At 65.1% G+C, this 17469-nt stretch carries 37 protein-coding genes; 16 read left to right on the forward strand and 21 right to left on the reverse strand.

All coding sequences use genetic code 11. From position 1 onward, the window contains the following. The 18 genes from ORK51_RS17910 to ORK51_RS05850 form a co-directional block, all read right to left on the reverse strand. Positions 1-450, reverse strand: a complete 450-nt coding sequence (locus ORK51_RS17910) for an HNH endonuclease (protein ID WP_429000617.1) — start codon at positions 448-450, stop codon at positions 1-3. Then, entirely contained in the window at positions 450-674 is a 225-nt protein-coding gene (locus ORK51_RS05770) for a hypothetical protein (protein ID WP_266084488.1), read from the reverse strand. Before ORK51_RS05770 ends, ORK51_RS17910 begins: the two co-directional genes overlap by 1 nt. Next, a complete protein-coding gene (locus ORK51_RS05775) occupies positions 671-1141 on the reverse strand; it encodes a lysis system i-spanin subunit Rz (RefSeq protein ID WP_266084489.1) in 471 nt (156 codons plus the stop codon). Before ORK51_RS05775 ends, ORK51_RS05770 begins: the two co-directional genes overlap by 4 nt. Next, positions 1141-1458: a hypothetical protein gene (locus ORK51_RS05780; RefSeq protein WP_266084490.1), complete on the reverse strand. Its 318-nt coding sequence runs from the start codon at positions 1456-1458 to the stop codon at positions 1141-1143. The genes ORK51_RS05775 and ORK51_RS05780 overlap by 1 nt, the downstream gene beginning before the upstream one ends. Continuing rightward, entirely contained in the window at positions 1455-1943 is a 489-nt protein-coding gene (locus ORK51_RS05785; RefSeq protein WP_266084491.1) for a glycoside hydrolase family 24 protein, read from the reverse strand. The genes ORK51_RS05780 and ORK51_RS05785 overlap by 4 nt, the downstream gene beginning before the upstream one ends. Before the next feature lie 148 nt (positions 1944-2091). Next, positions 2092-2637: a hypothetical protein gene (locus ORK51_RS05790; RefSeq protein WP_266084492.1), complete on the reverse strand. Its 546-nt coding sequence runs from the start codon at positions 2635-2637 to the stop codon at positions 2092-2094. A 62-nt stretch (positions 2638-2699) separates the two neighbouring features. Further along, positions 2700-3137 carry a hypothetical protein gene (locus tag ORK51_RS05795; protein WP_216359459.1) on the reverse strand — a complete coding sequence of 146 codons (438 nt, stop codon included), beginning with the start codon at positions 3135-3137 and terminating at the stop codon, positions 2700-2702. Beyond that, the gene (locus tag ORK51_RS05800; RefSeq protein ID WP_266084493.1) at positions 3127-3543 is read right to left on the reverse strand and encodes a hypothetical protein; all 417 of its coding nucleotides are present in this window, start codon (positions 3541-3543) and stop codon (positions 3127-3129) included. Before ORK51_RS05800 ends, ORK51_RS05795 begins: the two co-directional genes overlap by 11 nt. Then, positions 3536-3844: a hypothetical protein gene (locus ORK51_RS05805; protein WP_266084494.1), complete on the reverse strand. Its 309-nt coding sequence runs from the start codon at positions 3842-3844 to the stop codon at positions 3536-3538. The genes ORK51_RS05800 and ORK51_RS05805 overlap by 8 nt, the downstream gene beginning before the upstream one ends. Next, positions 3841-4317, reverse strand: a complete 477-nt coding sequence (locus ORK51_RS05810; RefSeq protein WP_266084495.1) for a hypothetical protein — start codon at positions 4315-4317, stop codon at positions 3841-3843. Before ORK51_RS05810 ends, ORK51_RS05805 begins: the two co-directional genes overlap by 4 nt. Next, a complete protein-coding gene (locus ORK51_RS05815; protein WP_266084496.1) occupies positions 4314-4682 on the reverse strand; it encodes a Ref family recombination enhancement nuclease in 369 nt (122 codons plus the stop codon). The genes ORK51_RS05810 and ORK51_RS05815 overlap by 4 nt, the downstream gene beginning before the upstream one ends. Next, the gene (locus ORK51_RS05820) at positions 4682-4915 is read right to left on the reverse strand and encodes a hypothetical protein (protein WP_266084497.1); all 234 of its coding nucleotides are present in this window, start codon (positions 4913-4915) and stop codon (positions 4682-4684) included. The genes ORK51_RS05815 and ORK51_RS05820 overlap by 1 nt, the downstream gene beginning before the upstream one ends. Next, complete coding sequence (locus tag ORK51_RS05825; protein ID WP_266084498.1) at positions 4915-5844, reverse strand: DHHA1 domain-containing protein; 930 nt, start codon at positions 5842-5844, stop codon at positions 4915-4917. The genes ORK51_RS05820 and ORK51_RS05825 overlap by 1 nt, the downstream gene beginning before the upstream one ends. Beyond that, positions 5841-6089: a hypothetical protein gene (locus ORK51_RS05830; protein WP_266084499.1), complete on the reverse strand. Its 249-nt coding sequence runs from the start codon at positions 6087-6089 to the stop codon at positions 5841-5843. Before ORK51_RS05830 ends, ORK51_RS05825 begins: the two co-directional genes overlap by 4 nt. Next, positions 6089-6742, reverse strand: a complete 654-nt coding sequence (locus tag ORK51_RS05835) for a hypothetical protein (protein WP_266084500.1) — start codon at positions 6740-6742, stop codon at positions 6089-6091. The genes ORK51_RS05830 and ORK51_RS05835 overlap by 1 nt, the downstream gene beginning before the upstream one ends. Next, positions 6732-7619, reverse strand: a complete 888-nt coding sequence (locus ORK51_RS05840) for a helix-turn-helix domain-containing protein (protein WP_266084501.1) — start codon at positions 7617-7619, stop codon at positions 6732-6734. The genes ORK51_RS05835 and ORK51_RS05840 overlap by 11 nt, the downstream gene beginning before the upstream one ends. A gap of 3 nt (positions 7620-7622) precedes the next feature. After that, the gene (locus ORK51_RS05845) at positions 7623-7934 is read right to left on the reverse strand and encodes a winged helix-turn-helix domain-containing protein (RefSeq protein WP_266084502.1); all 312 of its coding nucleotides are present in this window, start codon (positions 7932-7934) and stop codon (positions 7623-7625) included. Further along, positions 7931-8461, reverse strand: coding sequence for a hypothetical protein (locus ORK51_RS05850; protein ID WP_266084503.1), 531 nt, complete (start codon positions 8459-8461; stop codon positions 7931-7933). The genes ORK51_RS05845 and ORK51_RS05850 overlap by 4 nt, the downstream gene beginning before the upstream one ends. 156 nt (positions 8462-8617) lie before the next feature. Between ORK51_RS05850 and ORK51_RS05855 the strand changes: the two genes are divergently transcribed. Then, positions 8618-8836, forward strand: coding sequence for a hypothetical protein (locus ORK51_RS05855; RefSeq protein WP_266084504.1), 219 nt, complete (start codon positions 8618-8620; stop codon positions 8834-8836). 212 nt (positions 8837-9048) lie between these two features. On the opposite strand, the gene ORK51_RS05860 is transcribed toward ORK51_RS05855, so the two are convergent. Next, positions 9049-9216 (reverse strand): hypothetical protein, encoded by a 168-nt coding sequence (locus tag ORK51_RS05860; protein WP_266084505.1) that lies wholly within the window; start codon positions 9214-9216, stop codon positions 9049-9051. A 17-nt stretch (positions 9217-9233) separates the two neighbouring features. Between ORK51_RS05860 and ORK51_RS05865 the strand changes: the two genes are divergently transcribed. After that, positions 9234-9437, forward strand: a complete 204-nt coding sequence (locus tag ORK51_RS05865; protein ID WP_266084506.1) for a hypothetical protein — start codon at positions 9234-9236, stop codon at positions 9435-9437. Between the two features lie 4 nt (positions 9438-9441). Here ORK51_RS05865 and ORK51_RS05870 read toward each other — a convergent pair whose 3' ends face one another. Continuing rightward, complete coding sequence (locus ORK51_RS05870) at positions 9442-9891, reverse strand: hypothetical protein (RefSeq protein WP_266084507.1); 450 nt, start codon at positions 9889-9891, stop codon at positions 9442-9444. Positions 9892-9958: 67 nt separating this feature from the next. Here ORK51_RS05870 and ORK51_RS05875 point away from each other — a divergent pair, with 67 nt between their 5' ends. Together ORK51_RS05875 and ORK51_RS05880 are read left to right on the forward strand one after the other, a co-directional pair. Continuing rightward, positions 9959-10642 (forward strand): helix-turn-helix domain-containing protein, encoded by a 684-nt coding sequence (locus ORK51_RS05875; RefSeq protein ID WP_266084508.1) that lies wholly within the window; start codon positions 9959-9961, stop codon positions 10640-10642. 1 nt (position 10643) lies between these two features. Then, positions 10644-11027 carry a hypothetical protein gene (locus tag ORK51_RS05880; protein ID WP_266084509.1) on the forward strand — a complete coding sequence of 128 codons (384 nt, stop codon included), beginning with the start codon at positions 10644-10646 and terminating at the stop codon, positions 11025-11027. Between the two features lie 55 nt (positions 11028-11082). Here ORK51_RS05880 and ORK51_RS05885 read toward each other — a convergent pair whose 3' ends face one another. Then, positions 11083-11682: a YajG family lipoprotein gene (locus tag ORK51_RS05885; protein WP_266084510.1), complete on the reverse strand. Its 600-nt coding sequence runs from the start codon at positions 11680-11682 to the stop codon at positions 11083-11085. A 214-nt stretch (positions 11683-11896) separates the two neighbouring features. On the opposite strand from ORK51_RS05885, the gene ORK51_RS05890 reads away from it, so the two are divergent. From ORK51_RS05890 to ORK51_RS05945, 12 genes are all read left to right on the forward strand, one after another. Further along, on the forward strand, positions 11897-12148 hold the full coding sequence (locus ORK51_RS05890) for a hypothetical protein (RefSeq protein WP_266084511.1): 252 nt from the start codon (positions 11897-11899) through the stop codon (positions 12146-12148). Then, the gene (locus ORK51_RS05895) at positions 12145-12384 is read left to right on the forward strand and encodes a hypothetical protein (protein ID WP_266084512.1); all 240 of its coding nucleotides are present in this window, start codon (positions 12145-12147) and stop codon (positions 12382-12384) included. The genes ORK51_RS05890 and ORK51_RS05895 overlap by 4 nt, the downstream gene beginning before the upstream one ends. After that, entirely contained in the window at positions 12381-12617 is a 237-nt protein-coding gene (locus tag ORK51_RS05900) for a hypothetical protein (RefSeq protein WP_266084513.1), read from the forward strand. Before ORK51_RS05895 ends, ORK51_RS05900 begins: the two co-directional genes overlap by 4 nt. Beyond that, entirely contained in the window at positions 12614-12748 is a 135-nt protein-coding gene (locus ORK51_RS05905; protein WP_266084514.1) for a hypothetical protein, read from the forward strand. The genes ORK51_RS05900 and ORK51_RS05905 overlap by 4 nt, the downstream gene beginning before the upstream one ends. Next, positions 12736-12918 carry a hypothetical protein gene (locus tag ORK51_RS05910; protein WP_266084515.1) on the forward strand — a complete coding sequence of 61 codons (183 nt, stop codon included), beginning with the start codon at positions 12736-12738 and terminating at the stop codon, positions 12916-12918. The genes ORK51_RS05905 and ORK51_RS05910 overlap by 13 nt, the downstream gene beginning before the upstream one ends. Beyond that, a complete protein-coding gene (locus ORK51_RS05915; RefSeq protein WP_266084516.1) occupies positions 12911-13453 on the forward strand; it encodes a hypothetical protein in 543 nt (180 codons plus the stop codon). Before ORK51_RS05910 ends, ORK51_RS05915 begins: the two co-directional genes overlap by 8 nt. Beyond that, positions 13450-14205 (forward strand): hypothetical protein, encoded by a 756-nt coding sequence (locus ORK51_RS05920; RefSeq protein WP_266084517.1) that lies wholly within the window; start codon positions 13450-13452, stop codon positions 14203-14205. The genes ORK51_RS05915 and ORK51_RS05920 overlap by 4 nt, the downstream gene beginning before the upstream one ends. A 360-nt stretch (positions 14206-14565) precedes the next feature. Beyond that, the gene (locus tag ORK51_RS05925; RefSeq protein WP_266084518.1) at positions 14566-14946 is read left to right on the forward strand and encodes a hypothetical protein; all 381 of its coding nucleotides are present in this window, start codon (positions 14566-14568) and stop codon (positions 14944-14946) included. Further along, entirely contained in the window at positions 14939-15907 is a 969-nt protein-coding gene (locus ORK51_RS05930; RefSeq protein WP_266084519.1) for a DNA cytosine methyltransferase, read from the forward strand. The genes ORK51_RS05925 and ORK51_RS05930 overlap by 8 nt, the downstream gene beginning before the upstream one ends. Then, the gene (locus ORK51_RS05935) at positions 15904-16089 is read left to right on the forward strand and encodes a hypothetical protein (RefSeq protein WP_266084520.1); all 186 of its coding nucleotides are present in this window, start codon (positions 15904-15906) and stop codon (positions 16087-16089) included. The genes ORK51_RS05930 and ORK51_RS05935 overlap by 4 nt, the downstream gene beginning before the upstream one ends. Beyond that, entirely contained in the window at positions 16086-16304 is a 219-nt protein-coding gene (locus ORK51_RS05940) for a DUF7220 family protein (RefSeq protein ID WP_266084521.1), read from the forward strand. Before ORK51_RS05935 ends, ORK51_RS05940 begins: the two co-directional genes overlap by 4 nt. Next, a complete protein-coding gene (locus tag ORK51_RS05945) occupies positions 16301-17401 on the forward strand; it encodes a DNA-methyltransferase (protein WP_266084522.1) in 1101 nt (366 codons plus the stop codon). Before ORK51_RS05940 ends, ORK51_RS05945 begins: the two co-directional genes overlap by 4 nt. Positions 17402-17469 lie beyond the last annotated feature (68 nt).

Raw genomic sequence — 17469 nt, forward strand, 5'->3', positions numbered from 1 at the left:
TCAAAAACTGAATTTTTCGAATTGACGGTGCAATAAAACGGCTGGGCAGACGGTGTCCGGTGACATCGCCTCAGATATTTCCCCCCTCCCCCCTGGGGTGGTGGGCTTGGCGCCGCGCGGGCGCGCGCCGAAACGCGAACGACTTACGCCGCGCGCCGCCTCAGCCCTGGTCTTCACTTCATGGCAGTCGCCGCATATGGCCTGCAAGTTGGACTCGCCGTCGTCTCCACCCTCTGCCTGCGGCACGATGTGATCAACCTCCACCGCTAGCGTCACGCGGCCATCCAGCTGGCAGGGCTGGCACCGGTACTTGTCCCGGACCATGACGGCTTCACGCTTCCGCCGCCACGGCCTCCCTCCGCGCCCACGCCCATACCTGTTCGCCTCTTGCGCTTCATGAATCGGTGCGAGGTTTGGTAGCGGTTTATGGCTGGATGGAAAGCCTGGCATCAGATGAACTCCACCTCGACCTTGCCGCGCTTTGTCCTCTCGATGACCCGCTTGCCGTGCTTGTGGAGCCGCGACGGCTTGTCGTGATGGCGAACAATGCCCTTGCGGGTGTCGGCGTAAATCACTCGATCCACCTCCCTGCCGTCGACCTTCACGCGTCGCAGCCCTCGGCCGTCGCCGGCCGTATGGATATGGTTGCCATGCCGGAGGCCGATAGGACTCACGGCCTCACCTCGGCACGGTCTGCGGCGATGACTGTCTGACAGGCCCTGAGCTGGTCGTCGGCGTCGCGTCCGATTCGAACAACTCGGCCCGCAAACTCTTCTCGGCGCTGGGTTGCCGCATCACGTTCGAGGGCGCCGGCTGCGGTCTGGGACAGGAGGTCGGTGTGGCACGCGGCGAGGTCGTTGCGCAGGCGGAGAGCGCCAGAGCGCAGGTCAGCCACAACAGCATCAACGACGGCCGGGGCCGCAGCGCGGTCTTCTTCATGCTTCGCTCCGATGGTGGCCATGGTGTCGGCCTGGGTGTGCTCGGTCACGCGGACCTTGTTGACCTGCTCCACCACGGCGGCGCTGGCGCCTACCTGCTGTCGGGCTTCTGCGCCCTCGGCGCGGTCGCCGCGCCAGGACCAGCCCGCCCAGAAGGACAAGGCCATCGCCACTGTGGCGAGCAGGGTATAGAGACGGATCATCAGGGCATCTCCGGCGGGATCACCGCGCCTACCCGGCGCATGGCCGACTCCAACGACATAACCCGCAGCCTCAGTCGGTGAGCCTCTTCCTGCGCGGTCATGCGAAGCTTGATTTCCTCGGCCAGCTGCAGCGTGGTCGCCGCCTGTGATTCCTCCAGCGACTTCACGCGCTGCACCAAGCCGTTCAACAGGTCGACGTTGGCGTCCGTCTCGGTCCGTTCTTTGCGGCGGGAGAGCAGCGCCCCCCAAGTTTCCCTTGCCACCCAGAACGCGGCGAGGCCGCCGGCCATCCACCACGGGACGGTTTCCTCGGTCATGACACGACCACGCCACCGGCTTTGCGGTAGGCCGCCAGCAGGTCATCCAGCTTTCGCTCGTGCTGCCCGTACCCGGCGCCCGGCAGGCTCGCCCAGATGTTGCGGACGAAGCCGATCGCCTTGACGACATGGCCAGCCTTGATCAGGTCCAGCGCCCGCCGCTCCCTGATCTGCTGGATAGCGATCAGATCCTGGCTGAGCGGAGAAAAGTCCTTCAACCCCAGCAGCCGACGGTACGCGTCGTAGTACCGCGACAACAGCTGGTAGCGACCAGCCGCCGTGGACTTGATGCCCAGCCTGGGCAGCGACACCAGCTCGCGCGGGTGGTCGGCATAGCCGGTGAACAGCCTGCCTCCCACGATCACGTCATAGCCGTGATCCTTGGTGGGCTGCTTGCCGTTGTCGGTGCCCTCGGACCAGGCCAGCATGTCCAGGAACGCCACGACGTTCACGCCGCCTGCTTGTTGGGGAGTGATGCGAGCCATGGGCTTTCTCTGTCAGGGCGCCCGCCCCGCCGCCGGCTGGGCGCAAGGGTTGATCCGGTCTGGGAAGCGGGCAAAGAAAAAGCCCCCGGTGGGAACCGGAGGCTTCTATGTCATCGTGACAGAATTAAAGCGCCCTCAGTCGGACCTGTCAAGCTTTCTCGAAGAAGGCGGCAGCCTGATCGATGAGGCCGCTGTAGTAGTCTCTCGCCATCTGCAGAGCCTCCGCCATTGTGACATTTTCTAGGGAAATACCCATGTGTAAAGTCGGGACATTTTTTACAACGCCGCGATTTGTAACAGGAACCAATTCGACGTGGGGCGGAATTATCTCTACTTGGGCATTCTCACTCCCGCTCATAGTGACTCTACCGTCCGAAACGTGGAGGCTGTGAATCACAACGGGCTTGCTTTTATCAACAGGATTGATTGCCATCCCACCGGGAATTGTGTTCGTTATTTCCGTGATCCCATGTTCAGCGGAATCGCGGGCCATCCGCAAGTAGGCCAGCAGCTGGTCCTCCCTACGAGCCCTTTGGTACTTCCCCGAGAATCCGCCCCACTTTGCGCTGTTACCGAATGCTCCTTCTACTCTGTTCCATACCCTCTCAAGGTGAACCAGAGACATCTCCCAATCCATCTTAAAAGATGCAATATCTTTCGGCGCTTTTAGTGACTGGATGAAGCTATCGACCATCCCCAAGGATTCGCGAGCCCGCACGAGTTTTGACATAAGATCCACCGCACATTTTGGGCATCTTATGCGGCTTTAGCGATCCCCCACAAGCACCCTTTAACCTGGGCCACACCACAAGACAGCTCGGCGAAGTAGCGCTGCTTGCTAAGCGTCGCGTCCGGATTGCTGGTCGCTTTCCGGTAAAGATCCTCCGCTATCGCGAGACGCTCTACCCCTCGGCGCCCGCTGCCGCAGTAATAGCCGCGAAGCACACATGCTCGCTGGATATCAAAGCGGGCGATGTCAGTCACGATGTCTTCGATCCTCTCAGCCGAGGGACTGGTCAGAGAAGGCTTGAATCCTTGTGCTCGGGCCGGCATGTCCCCCTTGTGCTCGATCAGCAACTGAAGCACGTTCTTCGACTGGTGACCCAAGTATTCACCATCCCTATGCAGCGCATATTCCCTGCCCCAGTGCTCGAGCTCCGCGCGGACGTAGGCCCCGAACGTATCAACCTGCATTGCCCTGCTCCTGTCGCTGTGGGGCTGCCACTTCCGGCCCGCCCGTAATCCGCACCACTACCTGCCCGCCCTTCCTGCGCTCTTCGTGCACCATGTGGCGCGTGATGAACACCTTGTCGTCGATCCCCAGGACCTGAGCGATACCGTCCCGGTAGGGCTTGAATCGCCTCAACATGTTGTCGTCATCGGGCAGTGCCTTGTGGGGCTGTTGATAAAAGTCCAGCCACAGGAAAAGCCTGCCCGGGGGCAGCGAAACTCCCTTCCAACCTGCCTTGAGGGCCAGCAGCGCGCCGGTTTGCCGGGCCATGGCAGTCGCAGCGGCCTTCTTGCTCCAGTGGAGCCGCACGTTCGGCGACAGGTCCTTGCTCGGCCAGGGCAGCACCAGCTCCAGCGCGCGCTCAGCCACCCGACACCTCCGGCCGTGCGGCGCTGACAGCCTTCTCCAGCGCCTCAGCAGAGGCGATCAGAGTTTTGCGCTCCAGCGGGCGAGCCGACCGCGACGCTCTCTCACGCAAGCCAGTGGCGACCCGCAGCATGGCGCGCTCCGGCACGTGGCCCTCGGGCGGCGTGAGGGCGGCGATGATGGCGCGCAGTGGCACACATCCGTCTCCCCCACCGCTTCGGAACCATGCAGCGGATTCAGCATCACCGGCTGATTCAAGCTCCACCACCAGCAGCTCCCGCGCCCTCTTCTCGATGTCATTCATGCCGCGCACTCCATCTGCTCCCAGTGCGCCGTCAGGCGCTGCACCCGGCCGCCCCGCGCCAGGAACTGCTCCACGGTCTCGACCGGTGAAGGCCACCTCGGAGGCGAGTTCTTCGAAGGGCTGGGCTCTTGGTCTCGGACACCGATCGACCTGATCACCCGCTGCAACGGGAGCCGCCGGGCATTTCGCACCCGCTTGCGCTCCTTCAGCTCGGCCTCTGTCAACTTCCGACGCACCTTGAGTGGCACGCCGCTGGCCTGGAAGGTCGCCTGCTTCCCGCGCCCAACCTTGAGCAGGAACCCACAGCGAACCAGCCATGGCAGCGTGTCGCGGATGTTCTTGCGCTCCTTGGCTTTGCCGACTTCGGCCGCACCCATGCGCTCGTACAGCGCCTGCATGCCCAATGCCACACCTGGGCACGAGGCGAAAACTGCCCGCAGGTCCTTGGATCGCTGCCCATACTGATCATTCATGCTGATTCCCTCAGTTGGTTGACCACCGTCTGCTGCTCGATCAGCTCGTCGTCGGTCCCGTAGGTCTCGTGGAAGGTCCGCGAGCCATCCATCAGGCTCGGGCCGTAGATGTCGCGCATCTCGCCGAACGTCTTGCCCTGCATCGGGTGACGGCGGTGGTGCCACACGCACAGGGCGTAACCGAAGGCATGCCCGCGGCGCTTGTTCCCGCTCTTGGTGTGGTTGTAGTCGCAGCCGTAGACCGCCTGGTGGGGCGCGAGCAGGCCTTGGGCGGCCAGCGAGAGGCACGCCATGCAAGGGCCGACCTTGGCCGCCTCGATCCGGGCGCCCTCGGCTTTCGTCGGCGGTGGAGCGCTGGACCACATCAGCGCTGGCCTCCCCGGCGCTTCTCGTCACGGTCGGCGGCACGCCAGCCGTGCTGCCAGGCCAGCGCCTTCTCCCCCAGCGGCTGCACCTTGCGCGGCTCCAGCTCGTCCTGGGTGTCCACCCACACCATGTGCGGGTTGGTGCTCAGCCCGTCACCGTTCAATCGGGCCGAGTACCCGGCGTTGATCTGTGCGGCGTACTTGCTGCGGGTGCTGAAAGCGGTGAAGTCCATCACGCCCTCGCCAGTTCGTGGTCGCGCGGGACCGTGAACCCTGCAGCGCGCGCATGCCCGCCGCCGCCGTACAACTTGGCGACCTCGCTCACGTCCACGCCCTGATCGGTCGAGCGCAGGCTGAAGACCCGGCCGCCGTCCTTGTCGTAGTAGCAGGCCGCGAACGGCTGGCCCTTCGCCATCAGGTGCCCGGCGTCGCTGGCAAGGGTGTACGGCAGGCTCGCCACCGGCACGTCGTAGTGCCCGATCACCATCTGGCGCTTCGCCACCTTCACCAACTCGGCCACGTCCTTGTGGTGCTTGCGCTCGATCGCCACGCCCTGGGCGCGCAGCGTCTCCATCGGCGTCTCCATCAGCAGGTCCCACACGTCGAACTCGTAGGGGTAGCTGAAGACCGCCGCCTGGATCTCGCGAGTGCCCGGCAGCGCGAAGCGCCACAGGTCCCGGTCCTCCACGTGGTCGATCAGCTCGGGCCTCGATACACCAGGGTGGAAGAAGTCCCACGCGATGCCCGCGCCGCTGCGGTCCATGTCGAAGAGGGCGCACACGATTCCATCGTGAACCGTGGCCGTGTCCTCGTAGTGCAACCAAGCCTCGCGCGCTTCCGGCAGATTGTCGAGTCGGACAATCCGCACAGCCTTCAATCCAACCTGCCCGATGGTGCCAACTTTGATCTCACCGGAGCGCAGTTCGGCCTCGGCGCTCTTGTGGTGGTCGAGCACGAGGATCGATCGCGCGACCTGAGCCATGCCGACAAGCAGCGCACGCGGGTAGCTGAAATCGACCAGGATCACATCGCGGCCGGCCACGTCCGGTGGGGCCTCGCCGTGCACACCCGGGTAGAACTCGGCGTCCATCGCTTGGCGCACGGCCCACGCCGCGGTGAAGCCGTCTGCGCAGTTGGCGTGGTAGATGACCAGTGGCTTCATCGGGCTGTTGCTCCTTTGGATTTGCGGGTGCGGCGGCGGGCCGCTCGTTGTGCGTTGCGGGCGGTGGCTTCAAGCCGTTCCGCCTCCGCGATGTAGTGGTCGTGCCGGTCCTGCCTCACTGAGGCGCTGAACTGGTACTGCTTCAGCGCTTCATCGGCCGACTCGCGGTAGAGCCTGGCCAGCTTCTTCCCGGCCAGGCGCGGGTCGTGATCGAAGATGTCGAGCTGGTTGTTGTCCGAGCGCATCAGGCGGCCAGCTCCCGTGCCAGTTCCTCCAGACGCGCCAGGATCTTCGCGTTCGCGCCCGGGGAGGCCTCGACCTTCCCAGCCAACAGGGCCACCGGGTTGAACGCAGGTGTCGCCGCGGTCAGCTGCAGGTGGTCCCTCACCTGGTCGTGCGCCAGCAGCCCCTTGCTCACCGCATCCGTGAGAGCCGCGTTGCGGCTGGTGAGGTCGAAGCCCAGCGACGGGGTGTAGCTGGCCGGCAGGCGTGCAGCGCGCGCATCCTTCAGCAGACGGCCGTAGGTCTCAAGAAACGCGGGCCGGGCGGCGATCTTGTCGCCGGCCTGCACCAACGGCAGCGCGGTGTTCCATGCTTGCTGGGTGAGCGTGGTCCACACCACCGTATTGCGCTCGTCGGCCGCCTGGATGGCCACCGCCCATGCTTCGTTCGGGGCCGGGTGGCCGTCGTCGATGCGCTCCAACACTGCAGCGAGGGACAGGCGCCCCTTCAGCTCCCGGCGGCACCCGGCCAGCGCGCGCTCCAGCACCGCCATCGAGTAGCAGGACAGGTCTTGCACCATGTAGGCCGCTGCGGTCGGGCGCAGCTGGTCACCAATCACCTCGGCCGTGGCCATCAGGCCCTTGACCAGGTCTTCCTGCTCGCGGTCAGACAGCATTAGTCGGCATCCGGCTGCGCAGAAGCTCGATCGCTTCATCGGCGGCGCTCAGGTTCGATTGGGTCTGGTCCGTTTGCTGGGCGCTGGTCGTCGTGACCTGCCGGCCAGTGGCCCACTGCGTCCGGTATGCCTCGGCCCCGGCCAGCAGGACGCCCAGATCGTGCATCCGCTTCACGGCGTACTGCTCGTTGACGCTCAGGAACCAGCCGGCCACGTGCGGCGCCTCTTCCCGACCCAGCCGCTTCACCAGGTCCCGCACGTTGGTGTTCACCTTGGCGTTGCGCACCGGGTCCACGCCGTGCCGCAGACGGTAGGCCGAGCGGTAGGCAGCCCACGTCTGCTTGCAGGCTTCCTGCATCTGCGCTTCGAGGGCCGCCTTCGACAGCGGCGCGGCCAGCGCCGGAACTTGCGGTTCTTCTGACGGTTCAATGGGGGTTATATGACGGTTAGGCGGCACGGGGCGCACCTCCAGACCTGCGCCCCCTGCCTCACCCCCTGCACCGGGCGCAGCCCCGGGTGCATCGGGCGCACCCCCTGCATCTGCTGCACCCCCTGCGCCCGGTGCAGCCCCCGATTTCTTGGCCTTGCGCTTCGCCTTCGTGCCAGCCGCCGACACGTCGAACTTGCTCGGCGTCACCGAATACACGTTGCTGCTGTTAAAGCGCCGCTCACGGCTCAGCAGGCCGACCGCTTCGAGATGATCCATGGCGGTGCGCACTGCGCGCTCGGACATGCAGCAGCGCTTGGCGATCGTGCCGATGGCCGGCCAGCACACGCCGTCGTCGTTGGCCTGATCGGCCAGGGAGATGAGGACAGCCTTCTGCGTGACGCTCAGGCACTGCAGCGGCCAGCACTGGCTCATGATGATCGTAGACATGGTTCAGACCGCCAGGGTGTAGTTGTCGCCCTGGGCCACTGGCCACCAGGTGCAGACGGTGATGTTGCTGATGGGGCAAAGCGCCTTGGCGCCCCGGTGAGCGCGGCCTTCTTTCGCCAGGTCCGGAAGGCGACGGGCGACCATGTATCGATCCATGCCGGTGGCGTGCGCCAGCTGCATGCTGGTCATGCCCGGGTAGCGCTTCACTGCGGCCTCGGTGCGATCTTTCTGCGCGGCATGGCGCCCGCTCCGGACAAGAAGCGCAGCGGCCTCATGGCTGCCGCTGATATCGGTTGAACGGGCCAGATGGCTCATCGGGTCACCCTCCCCTTTGCAGCAGCCCGCGCCACGTTGCGCTCCAAGCGGTGCGCCATCGTCCGCAGCGCGCGGGCTTCGCTGACCATCAACTCGGCCTCGTCGCTGTCGATGCAGCGGTCCTGCATTGCCTCAACCGCCGTGCCGGTCAGGCGGCCAACACGGGTGGTGATGTCCAGCAGCTTCAGCTGCAGTGCGCCGATCTCGTCGGACCAGCCGCCCTCCGGCGGAGGCGGCACCACGTCCACGGCCATGCCGAAGCGGCCGGCCAGCGCCTGCATCCACTCCAGGGCGTACTCGCTGCCGCCGGCCTTCTCCTGCATCCACTCGGTCAGCAGCTCGGCGATCTCGATCGACACCGACTCACCCTCGAGGCCGCGCAGCTTTGCGCGCAGCGTCTCCGGGTGCATGGTCTTGCCGCGGCGATCGGCCAGGAACGCGGCCGCGTCAGCCACGCCGCCGGGCGTACGACGCACGGAGTTGTAGAGGACATCGATCCAGTTGAGGGCGGAGGTACGGCAGGTCATGGGTTCACCTTGGGTGGACGGGTGTTTCAAGGTTTCGGGCCGGGCCCGGGTGGCGCAGGATTCGCGCCATGGACAACAACTACTCAGGGAAGGAAGGCGTCGCCCGCCTTGCGTTACGCTGGAAGTGCGAACAACTCAGCCCGCAAGGAGGGCGACATGGACGAAGCAAGGTACGAAGTGGCTATGACGGCGGTTCTTTCGTTGGCGATGGCGCTGGATCACCGAAAAGTCCTGGACGTGGAGGACTACGTGACCAGGCTTTCGCTCAACTCCCTGCTTTCAAAGGCCAACGGAAACGACGAACAATCAGCGCTACTCGACGCGCACATCGCGCGGCTACGCGAAACCTTCGCGGAGCGCGGCGAGACTCACTAGCCGCGTGGTATCGCTGCCACGCCGTAATTTCTTCAGCGGTGATCGCACCGGCCCACCAATCCAGTGAATCCCTCACCTGTTCTTCAGTGAGGGTCCACTGGATGCCTGCATCCGTCGTTGCGGAAGGAAACGCTTTGGCAGGCCGAATACCCGCGCTCTTCGGCGGCTCCTTGGCCAGCAGCGACGAGATCCGCGGAAAGCGAGCGCGCATGTCAGGCAGCCTCGCTCTTGATCAGGTCAGGCCGCAGCTGGCCCGCCGCAGCAATGCCAGCCTGAAAGATCAGTGCGATATGCTCACCGCTCAGGTCGCGCTTGACTGCGTATTCACGAATGCGCGACAGGTGATGCTCCCGGGCCTGCTCGGGGGTCAACTCAGACATTGGGGTTCTCCATGGACATGGAACGAATCGAAACGCGAGGGGAAGACGGACGCGTGGTATCGGTCATCAAGCACCGAACCCGCATCGAAACCTCAGGGCTCAGCGGCCGAAGCTGGGTCGAAGGCCTTGCCCGGTACACGCTGGCGGACGGCAGTGCGGTCAATGCGGTTGAAGACGGCTTTGAGGTCGTTTCAACCTGCGAGCGGCTTGTGCGCGTGTAAGCCATCAGGCAGCCTCCACGTTGATGATTCGGTCAGCGTCCGGGTCGCTCGGCGCGGCCTCGGCGGCCGGCTGCGTCTCCTGCACGCCCAGCAGCCTCATCACCTGCGGCAGCGCCGGGACGCTCTGCTCTTCCGGCCAGGCCTGTACCTGCTCAACAGGCAACCTCAGCAGCTTCGCCAGCGGCGCGTCGGTCTTGAAACCGAACTTCGCCCGCAGCGCGCGCTTGCTCATGCGGCTATCGACCTCCGCGCCGATCACGGCCCGGTGGCTCCCGTAGTGCTCGGGCTTCATCGCCGCCAGCTTGAAAGCTGCTTCAGCGCGCGGTGACCTGGTACGTCCAGCCAGGATTTCGCGAACAGCATTGGGCGTAACGCCCATTCCGACAGCCAACTGATCAACAGTCGCGCCGGCGCTCAACAACCCTTCGATGTGGGATTTCCAGTCCATGGACATGCAAACTACAGAATCCTGTAATACCAGTCAACAGCATTCTGTTACAGAGTTCTGTGACCATTGTTCGATGGAAACCATCGGCACCCGGCTCCGCAAAGAGCGGACCCTGCAGAACATCAGCCGCACCGCGCTCGCGCAGACGACCGGGGTCGGCTACAGCACCCTGGCCGAGCTGGAACGGGGAGGCATGCAGACCAGCACCAAGCTGCGGGTAATCGCAGATGCCTTGGGCGTATCGCTGCGCTGGCTTGAAACCGGCAAGGGCCCCAAGGAGGAAGTCGGGGCGCCGGCCCCTTCCGCGAGGGTCGCGGCGTCTGAGACCACGCCGGACTATGTTCACGTCCAGCAACTGGACGGAGAAGCAGGCATGGGGGAAGGACGAGTCAACGAGGATTACCCGGAGGTGGTACGGGCCATGGACTTCGAGCCTGGCTATATCCGGTCAGTCGTCGGCTTCGTGCCGCCCCCGGGGCGCCTGGTGCTGGTTACCGGTCGGGGCGACTCGATGATCCCGGTGATTCAGCCGGGCGAGGCCCTGATCGTCGACACGGGCGTGACCGCCTTCGACGGCGATGGCATCTACCTGATCAATACGGGAAATGGCCAGCAGATCAAGGCGCTGCAGGACCGCGGCGATGCGGTGTACGTCGTGAGTGCAAATGCCGCCCTCTACCCAGCGTTCCCGTTACCCGCGACGACGGTCGTCGGCGGAAAAGTCTACCTTCGCAACCGGATAGAAAGGCTCAACTAGGATGAAAAATCGTGTACTGATAGGGATGCTGGTATGCGGGTTGGCCGCGTCAGGCGTTAGCTCCGCGGAGCCGAAAACTAGGCCGGCTACGGCTAAGGAGATAGCCCTCATCCGCTCAAGCTTTGACAACAAGCTCAAGGATGCTGATTCCGCCAAGTTCAAGGACGTGCTCGTCTACGTGAAGCCTGGCCCCGAGCCTGTCCACTCCCTTTGCGGACAGGTGAACTCTAAGAACAGCTATGGCGCATACGCCGGCTACAGTCCTTTCTTCGGAGTTCTGGTTCCGATGAAGCCAGAGTCCGAGACGATCGTGCTGATCATGTCGATGGACGAGGTCGCCGCCGCAATGTGTGAGAAGGAACGGACGGGTACTGCCCTCTCGTAAGCCGCGCGACGCTCAATACACCGCCGCCTGCGAATGGCGGCGGTGCACGAATGCCTTACTCGATGCCGCCGGCGTTAGCACTTTCTTTGGGCGCCAAGAACTTGAAAAGGCTGGCGTCAGCGAACAGCTCGCCCAGAACCGACGACACCCCATTGTTGAGATCTTCCTGGTTCTTGCCAGCGGCGGGCACAAACAGAACGCGGCGTTCCTTGTCGCTGATGTACATTTTTTCGTAGCTGTCGCCAGGCTTGGCCGCAACAGCTTTCATGGCCGCGTTGACGGCGACGCCGCCGCTCCAGAAACCGATAGAGGTCGAGTACTCCAGCGCGCGGATCTCGATCGACAGCCTGGTCGCGGACTCCGAGTAGGGCACGACCTTGAACCCGCGGCTGGTCAGCCCCTCGGCTACCTGCTCTTCAAACACCTTGGCGATGTCCTGCGTTGTGGTGATCTCGGCCGCTTTGCCGTGGAAGTTGCCGCGATGGCCGAGGGATTTGGTGGGCCGCTCGTCAACCACCCGTAGCCCAACCGGTGCGCCCTGCCCTTCCTGGCTCTTTGCCACAACCACTGTCGGAGCAAAGCTGGCCTGCTGCCTGGTGTACGAGCATGCGGACAGCGCCAGCACGGTGGCAACTGCGATCAGAACCTTCTTCATCCCTCTCCCCTGTATCCATTCGTATGCATCGCGCGGCGCCGCGGCGCCCGCCGTAAGGGGGAATGGTGACATCCGCCCATCTCGCGATCCAGTAGCCCCGTCGAATTGCAACTGCAAAAAGCTACAGAATCCTGTTGCACGGCCTTACAGGATTCTGTAGTCTGACCCGGTCGCCCCAGTAACAGCCCATCCGGGCCGGGGCACGGAGACTTCCATGGCCTGCTTCATCGTCAGCGCGCGCGCCCACCCAGTCGTGGAAGCCCGCACCAGTACCGCCACCGTCGTCATCAAAGCCGGTGACGTCATCGTCAGCCTCTCGCCCGATGAGGCTACCCAGCTCTGCAAAGACCTGGCACACGCCGCCATGGCCCTGAGCCGCACCGCCCGCGCGCGACGCGGAATGGTCCCAGCCGGCGGCATCGAGATCGCCCGCGGCAACACCGACTTGGTCGAGGTGCAGGCATGAATGCCTCCCCTGCGGTCCAGCAACTGCGCAGCAACCTCGCATGGTGGATTCGTCTGGAGCACGGCGCATTGCGCCGGGCGCGCCACTTCGAACGCCGCGCGAACAACCAAGCAAATCCGAACCGCGCCGCCTCGGCGCGGGTGGCAGCCGGCTACCAGAGCGATGCGGCGAAGGATCGGCGCCGCATCGAAGAGCTGCGCACCATGCTGGCTCGACTCGAAGGCGGTGCCGCATGAGCGCCGTCATCCTCCAGTTCCCCACCAACACCGCCCAGCGCGCCAACGGCGCCGGCCTGGCCGTGGCGATAGCTGCCAAGCGCATGGGCTACCGCCCGCACCACATCGCCCGTGCCGCTGCCCTCGCCCGCCGCGAGGTGCTGGACGGCCACAAGAGCGCTGCCCGTGCCGTCGCCGACATGAAGCGCGACCTGGCGCACGGCGCCCGCAGCCATTCCCCGGGGGCCGCATGAGCGGGATCGACTTCGCCTTCGGCCTGATCGTCGGCTTCGCCGCCGGCTCCCTGCTGGCGACCGCTTGGCTGCAGCGGCGCCAGGAAGAGCACTTCGCCGCCCTGATGGAGCAGATCCGATGCGCGGGCTGATCCGCCAATGGCGTGCCGGCGGCCTGGTGCTGCTGGGTGCCCTACTGCTGGCTGTCGCCTTCGCCATGGCCTGGCACGGCATGCAGGACACCGGCGTCTACCTGCTCATGGGCGCCCTGCTCTGCGCAACCCAGGTGCCCGACGCGTGGAGGCGCGGCCGCGATGGCTGATCCACTCAACGTCGCCTCCTGCCTGCGTGCCATGCGCCGCGCAGGCGCCGCCGGCGAGCCGGTGCCGGCAGACATGGTTGCCATGTGGGCAAAGGTCTGCATTGAGGCGCTGTACGGGCAGCAGAAGCCAGTGCGCTACGAATGCCGGCGGCGCGGCAGCAACGATCCATGGGAAGAGGCCGAGCCGGGCGACGTGACGCACCCGCGCCGCCGCAACTTGGTGATCCGTGCGCTCTACCTGCACCCGCCGGTGGCCAAGCAACAGCACCGGTGGCCGGCCGGTAGCGGCGGCCAAGGCCACTGCCTGGACTGCGGCGAAGTCGAGTGGCTGGCCGGACCCGACTGCAAGCCCTTCGCCCCGCTCCGCGACCACCGATCCGACATGCCTTTCCGGATCACTTGGCTGATCGAGCCGCTCGAAAAGCTCCACTACCTCGCCAAGCACCTCGGCCCGACCGACCGCGCCAAGTGGCGCAACGAAACCACATACCTCATCGACCGCATCAACGATCACGAGAAGGGAAGCCAGACATGACGACTGACAAGCACAACGCGCCATCGGTGGCGCACAGCCCCTGCAATTCCAGAGATAACGCGACAGCTGTGGCGCGTTATGACCTCAGCACCAGTGAGGGCGGTCGCCGCTACATCGCCGAGTTCTTCGCCACTGAGCTGGGCCGGCACGACTTCACCGACTACATCGGCACGCGCCTGGCTGCGGACTTCGCCTGCGCGCTGGCCCAGCACCTGGCCGCAACTGGCAAGCAGCAGGTTGGCGAGGTGCAGGGGGATGCCCGGGCCGCGCTGGAAGCCTCCATGCCGTATCTGGAAACGCTGCACAGCATTGTGGGCGGCGAAGCCCGCACGAGTGTGTGGCGCTGCATTGAGCGTGGCCGTCTCGCCCTCGCCGCCCGCCAGCCGGGGGCGCAGGTGCCGGTGGCAACCGTCCATGTAACCCACGGTGGGTTTGGCATGGAGTTGGCGACACACGTCGCCTATGCGCTCCCCGTAGGCACGCATTCTCTCTACGGCGCCCCGCCCACGCAGGGCATCGACCTGGGGCAGCAACGGCCGCTGATCGCCCGCGCCCTCGCGGAATGGCACGAGGACGACGGCAACGTGATGTGGTGGGCCTGGTGTGGGCGAGGCTGGGCAGGTGAAGCTGCGTGGTGCGGCACGCCGAACGATAGCGACTGGCCCGGCTACCACACGCACTGGACCCAGCACCCGGACCAGCCGGCCCTTATCGACCAGCGCGACGCAGCGCCGGGGGTGGGCAATGGCTAAGCTTCCACCGCTCGGCTACCGATCCTCACGCGATGCCTCTAGGCGCCAGAAGTCAATCTATGTGGCGCCGGTAGCGACCGCTCAACCACATTTTCGAAGATTCCGTTTGTGCCAGTCCAAGCGCGGCGTTCCTGGCTTCATCCTCGGTTTCTCCGCAGGCCTCCACGCGCTGCAAAGGCTCCATGGATTTGTAAGGGCGCAAAAAGCCTACCGCCTTGAATGGGCCGTTTCCGGAAGTCTCAATGTCCACTCTAAAGTGGCCTACGTCGTGCATCGTCATTTCATTGCCTCGTGTGTTGTCCAACGCGACACGATGTATCGCATATCGCTCCCCCTATTCAAGCTGGTGGAGGAATTGCGATGAGAGCCATAAATCCTAGCCAAGCCGAAGTCGTGGGGGTAAACCCGTACTACCACGGCCCGATCTGGAATGCGTTCGGGCTTGGCCGCGCCGCCTACCTGGTGGTGCCGCGCCGCACGCTGCAGTCCATGCCGCTCGACTGGCAAGAGAAGTTCGTCGCGCTGATGGATGAGGCACAGGCGGCGCTGCCGGCTGCGGCGTTCCCCGAGTACAGCGTGCAGCGCAAGGAGGCCGGCCGGTTCGTCGCCGACCCGCTGCGCGACTACCGCCATACCGGGCCGATCAAGGCCGTCACCACTCTGGCAACCGTCAAGCCGCCGCGTGACCTGCGCACCAGGCTGCGCCCCGATACCGAACACAAGGACTGCTCCCATGGCTGATGGCTCCCGCTCCTTCAGCTTCCCCGTGCCGCAGCAGTCTGCACTGGTGAAGGCCGTGGACTTCTTCTGCGGTGGCGGCGGCGCAACCGACGGGGCCGAGCAGGCCGGCTGTGAGGTGGTGGCCGCAGCGAATCACTCGCCGACCGCCATCGCTATTCACGCCGCCAACCACCCAAAGACCAAGCATTTCTGCCAAGACCTCCAGCAGATGGATTTCTCGCTGCTGCCACACTTCGACCTGCTTCTGGCCTCGCCCGCGTGCCAAGGGCACACCCACGCCCGCGGCAAGGAACGGCCGCACCACGACGCCACCAGGTCCACCGCATGGGCAGTGATCGCCGCCATGGAGCGCTGGCTCCCGGAGGCCGCCGTGATCGAGAACGTGCCAGAGTTCCTGAAATGGAAGCTGTTCCCCGCCTGGTGCGCTGCACTGGTGGCTCTTGGCTACGCAGTCAGTCCGCACCTACTGGATGCGGCTGACTTCGGCGTACCGCAACACCGGAAGCGGGTGTTTGTCATCCTGACGAAGAGCAAGCACCCCCTGGAGCTACGCTTTCCGCGCCGTGACCTCGTGCCCGCAAGTTCTTTCATCGACTTCAACGCCGGGAAATGGTCGCTCATCGAGCAGCCGGGCCGCTCGGCAGCCACCTTGGCCCGCATCAAGGCCGGGCGCGCGGCGTTCGGCGATCAGTTCATTGCCCCCTACTTCGGCAATGGCTCTGGCCTGACCGGCCGTAGCCTTTCGCGCCCGATTGGCACGATCACCACTCGCGACCGATGGGCGGTGATCGATGGAAGCCGCATGCGAATGGTCATGGTGGAGGAAGCCAGGGCTGCCATGAGCTTCCGGCCCAGCTACAAGCTGCCGAACAACAAGCGCGATGCCATGCACATGCTGGGGAACGCGGTCTGCCCGACCGTTGAACGAGAAGTCATCCTCGCGCTGAAGGCGGCCGCATGAACATGGTCGACCAGGCCAAGCACACAGCGCGCGTGCTCATCGGTGAGGCGCGTGCCCGGCGGCTGGCGGGCAACGGCTTCTGGTGCATGTTCCGCATGGCCCAGTCAGCTCGCCGCCGCGCCTCCACGCTACCCCGCCCGGCGTCGCCGGCACTTCCCATCAAACCGGAGCTGTTCGCTTGAGCCAGACCAAACTCCAATCGTTCCTCGAGGCGAACGTCAGCACGGCGATCGGCTTCGGGATCTCCTGGGCGGTCACGCCGTTCGTGATGGGTGCCTTCGGCTACTCGGTCGGCGCCGGCACGGCCTTCGGCATCACCGTCGTCTACACCGTGATCTCGATAGTGCGCGGCTATCTGGTGCGCCGCTTCTTCAACCGCATGGTGGTGCGCCGGTGATCCACGTCGGAGACTGCCTCGAAGTGATGCGCGGCATGGCCGACGCCTCGGTAGACGCGATCGTGACCGACCCTCCCTACGGCCTGTCCTTCATGGGAAAGCGCTGGGACTACGATGTGCCGAGCACTGAGATTTGGGCTGAGTGCCTTCGAATTCTCAAGCCCGGCGGCTACCTGCTCGCATTTGCTGGCACCCGCACCCAGCACCGCATGGCCGTGCGCATCGAAGATGCCGGCTTCGAGATCCGCGACATGATCGCGTGGGTCTATGGCAGCGGATTCCCGAAGTCCCACAACGGACCATGGGGCGGCACGGCGCTGAAGCCTGCGCTCGAGCCGATCACAGTTGCCCGGAAGCCGTTGCACGGAACCGTGGTCGCCAACTGGCGCGAGCACGGAACCGGCGCGCTGAACATCGATGCATGCAGGATTGCGACTTCCGAGTCCACCGTGCGCGCTCGTACCGAGCACGACCTGGGACGGTTGAATGACGATGGGTGGACACCCACGCCCGGATTGAACGGATCCGATGCTGGCCGCTGGCCGGCCAACCTGATCCACGACGGCAGCGACGAAGTCCTTGCAGCATTCCCGGTAGCCCCTGGCCAACAGGGCGACCTTCGCGGCCACAGTCGCGATCGCGTGTCGCTCGGCATCTACGGCGACATGGGGGCCGCGCGCGACGCAATCGCTGGGGCCGACGGCGGCAGCGCCGCTCGCTTTTTCTACTGTGCCAAGGCCACCAACGCAGACCGCGATGCCGGCCTGGAAGGCTTCAACAAGTCAGCGGCCGGCATGGCGTCAAACACCAGCGGCCAACACCTGACTCGGCGCGATGAGGGCTATCAGGTTGCGAGCCGCGCCAACCACCATCCCACCGTGAAGCCGACCGACCTCATGCGCTACCTGTGCCGCTTGGTCACTCCGCGCGGGGGGCTGGTGCTGGATCCGTTCGCCGGCAGCGGCAGTACCGGTCGGGCCGCACTCATGGAGGGCTTCCAGTTCATCGGTATCGAGCTTGATCCCGAATACGCCGCGATCGCCGAGGCACGCATCCGCGCGGTGCAGCCCGGCCTAGCACTAGGAGACGCAGCATGACCCAGCGACACATCAGCCACCCCGAGCCGCTGCCGGACTGCGCCGCCGGTCACAGCGCGCGCCACATC

This window comes from Stenotrophomonas sp. RIT-551 (assembly GCF_026241915.1).
GTDB classification, from domain to species: domain Bacteria; phylum Pseudomonadota; class Gammaproteobacteria; order Xanthomonadales; family Xanthomonadaceae; genus Stenotrophomonas; species Stenotrophomonas bentonitica_A.

What these genes read in the sequence shown, in the direction of transcription:
- ORK51_RS05935 (WP_266084520.1), top strand. Translation starts at nt 15,904, where the DNA reads ATGAACATGGTCGACCAGGCCAAGCACACAGCGCGCGTGCTCATCGGT.
- ORK51_RS05900 (WP_266084513.1), top strand. Translation starts at nt 12,381, where the DNA reads ATGAGCGCCGTCATCCTCCAGTTCCCCACCAACACCGCCCAGCGCGCC.
- ORK51_RS05790 (WP_266084492.1), bottom strand. Translation starts at nt 2,637, where the DNA reads ATGGTCGATAGCTTCATCCAGTCACTAAAAGCGCCGAAAGATATTGCA.
- ORK51_RS17910 (WP_429000617.1), bottom strand. Translation starts at nt 450, where the DNA reads ATGCCAGGCTTTCCATCCAGCCATAAACCGCTACCAAACCTCGCACCG.
- ORK51_RS05865 (WP_266084506.1), top strand. Translation starts at nt 9,234, where the DNA reads ATGGAACGAATCGAAACGCGAGGGGAAGACGGACGCGTGGTATCGGTC.
- ORK51_RS05880 (WP_266084509.1), top strand. Translation starts at nt 10,644, where the DNA reads ATGAAAAATCGTGTACTGATAGGGATGCTGGTATGCGGGTTGGCCGCG.
- ORK51_RS05795 (WP_216359459.1), bottom strand. Translation starts at nt 3,137, where the DNA reads ATGCAGGTTGATACGTTCGGGGCCTACGTCCGCGCGGAGCTCGAGCAC.
- ORK51_RS05810 (WP_266084495.1), bottom strand. Translation starts at nt 4,317, where the DNA reads ATGAATGATCAGTATGGGCAGCGATCCAAGGACCTGCGGGCAGTTTTC.
- ORK51_RS05840 (WP_266084501.1), bottom strand. Translation starts at nt 7,619, where the DNA reads ATGTCTACGATCATCATGAGCCAGTGCTGGCCGCTGCAGTGCCTGAGC.
- ORK51_RS05830 (WP_266084499.1), bottom strand. Translation starts at nt 6,089, where the DNA reads ATGCGCTCGGACAACAACCAGCTCGACATCTTCGATCACGACCCGCGC.
- ORK51_RS05920 (WP_266084517.1), top strand. Translation starts at nt 13,450, where the DNA reads ATGACGACTGACAAGCACAACGCGCCATCGGTGGCGCACAGCCCCTGC.
- ORK51_RS05890 (WP_266084511.1), top strand. Translation starts at nt 11,897, where the DNA reads ATGGCCTGCTTCATCGTCAGCGCGCGCGCCCACCCAGTCGTGGAAGCC.
- ORK51_RS05785 (WP_266084491.1), bottom strand. Translation starts at nt 1,943, where the DNA reads ATGGCTCGCATCACTCCCCAACAAGCAGGCGGCGTGAACGTCGTGGCG.
- ORK51_RS05850 (WP_266084503.1), bottom strand. Translation starts at nt 8,461, where the DNA reads ATGACCTGCCGTACCTCCGCCCTCAACTGGATCGATGTCCTCTACAAC.
- ORK51_RS05915 (WP_266084516.1), top strand. Translation starts at nt 12,911, where the DNA reads ATGGCTGATCCACTCAACGTCGCCTCCTGCCTGCGTGCCATGCGCCGC.
- ORK51_RS05930 (WP_266084519.1), top strand. Translation starts at nt 14,939, where the DNA reads ATGGCTGATGGCTCCCGCTCCTTCAGCTTCCCCGTGCCGCAGCAGTCT.
- ORK51_RS05820 (WP_266084497.1), bottom strand. Translation starts at nt 4,915, where the DNA reads ATGGACTTCACCGCTTTCAGCACCCGCAGCAAGTACGCCGCACAGATC.
- ORK51_RS05815 (WP_266084496.1), bottom strand. Translation starts at nt 4,682, where the DNA reads ATGTGGTCCAGCGCTCCACCGCCGACGAAAGCCGAGGGCGCCCGGATC.
- ORK51_RS05870 (WP_266084507.1), bottom strand. Translation starts at nt 9,891, where the DNA reads ATGTCCATGGACTGGAAATCCCACATCGAAGGGTTGTTGAGCGCCGGC.
- ORK51_RS05775 (WP_266084489.1), bottom strand. Translation starts at nt 1,141, where the DNA reads ATGATCCGTCTCTATACCCTGCTCGCCACAGTGGCGATGGCCTTGTCC.
- ORK51_RS05925 (WP_266084518.1), top strand. Translation starts at nt 14,566, where the DNA reads ATGAGAGCCATAAATCCTAGCCAAGCCGAAGTCGTGGGGGTAAACCCG.
- ORK51_RS05895 (WP_266084512.1), top strand. Translation starts at nt 12,145, where the DNA reads ATGAATGCCTCCCCTGCGGTCCAGCAACTGCGCAGCAACCTCGCATGG.
- ORK51_RS05860 (WP_266084505.1), bottom strand. Translation starts at nt 9,216, where the DNA reads ATGTCTGAGTTGACCCCCGAGCAGGCCCGGGAGCATCACCTGTCGCGC.
- ORK51_RS05845 (WP_266084502.1), bottom strand. Translation starts at nt 7,934, where the DNA reads ATGAGCCATCTGGCCCGTTCAACCGATATCAGCGGCAGCCATGAGGCC.
- ORK51_RS05855 (WP_266084504.1), top strand. Translation starts at nt 8,618, where the DNA reads ATGGACGAAGCAAGGTACGAAGTGGCTATGACGGCGGTTCTTTCGTTG.
- ORK51_RS05805 (WP_266084494.1), bottom strand. Translation starts at nt 3,844, where the DNA reads ATGAATGACATCGAGAAGAGGGCGCGGGAGCTGCTGGTGGTGGAGCTT.
- ORK51_RS05905 (WP_266084514.1), top strand. Translation starts at nt 12,614, where the DNA reads ATGAGCGGGATCGACTTCGCCTTCGGCCTGATCGTCGGCTTCGCCGCC.
- ORK51_RS05835 (WP_266084500.1), bottom strand. Translation starts at nt 6,742, where the DNA reads ATGCTGTCTGACCGCGAGCAGGAAGACCTGGTCAAGGGCCTGATGGCC.
- ORK51_RS05825 (WP_266084498.1), bottom strand. Translation starts at nt 5,844, where the DNA reads ATGAAGCCACTGGTCATCTACCACGCCAACTGCGCAGACGGCTTCACC.
- ORK51_RS05875 (WP_266084508.1), top strand. Translation starts at nt 9,959, where the DNA reads ATGGAAACCATCGGCACCCGGCTCCGCAAAGAGCGGACCCTGCAGAAC.
- ORK51_RS05910 (WP_266084515.1), top strand. Translation starts at nt 12,736, where the DNA reads ATGCGCGGGCTGATCCGCCAATGGCGTGCCGGCGGCCTGGTGCTGCTG.
- ORK51_RS05885 (WP_266084510.1), bottom strand. Translation starts at nt 11,682, where the DNA reads ATGAAGAAGGTTCTGATCGCAGTTGCCACCGTGCTGGCGCTGTCCGCA.
- ORK51_RS05780 (WP_266084490.1), bottom strand. Translation starts at nt 1,458, where the DNA reads ATGACCGAGGAAACCGTCCCGTGGTGGATGGCCGGCGGCCTCGCCGCG.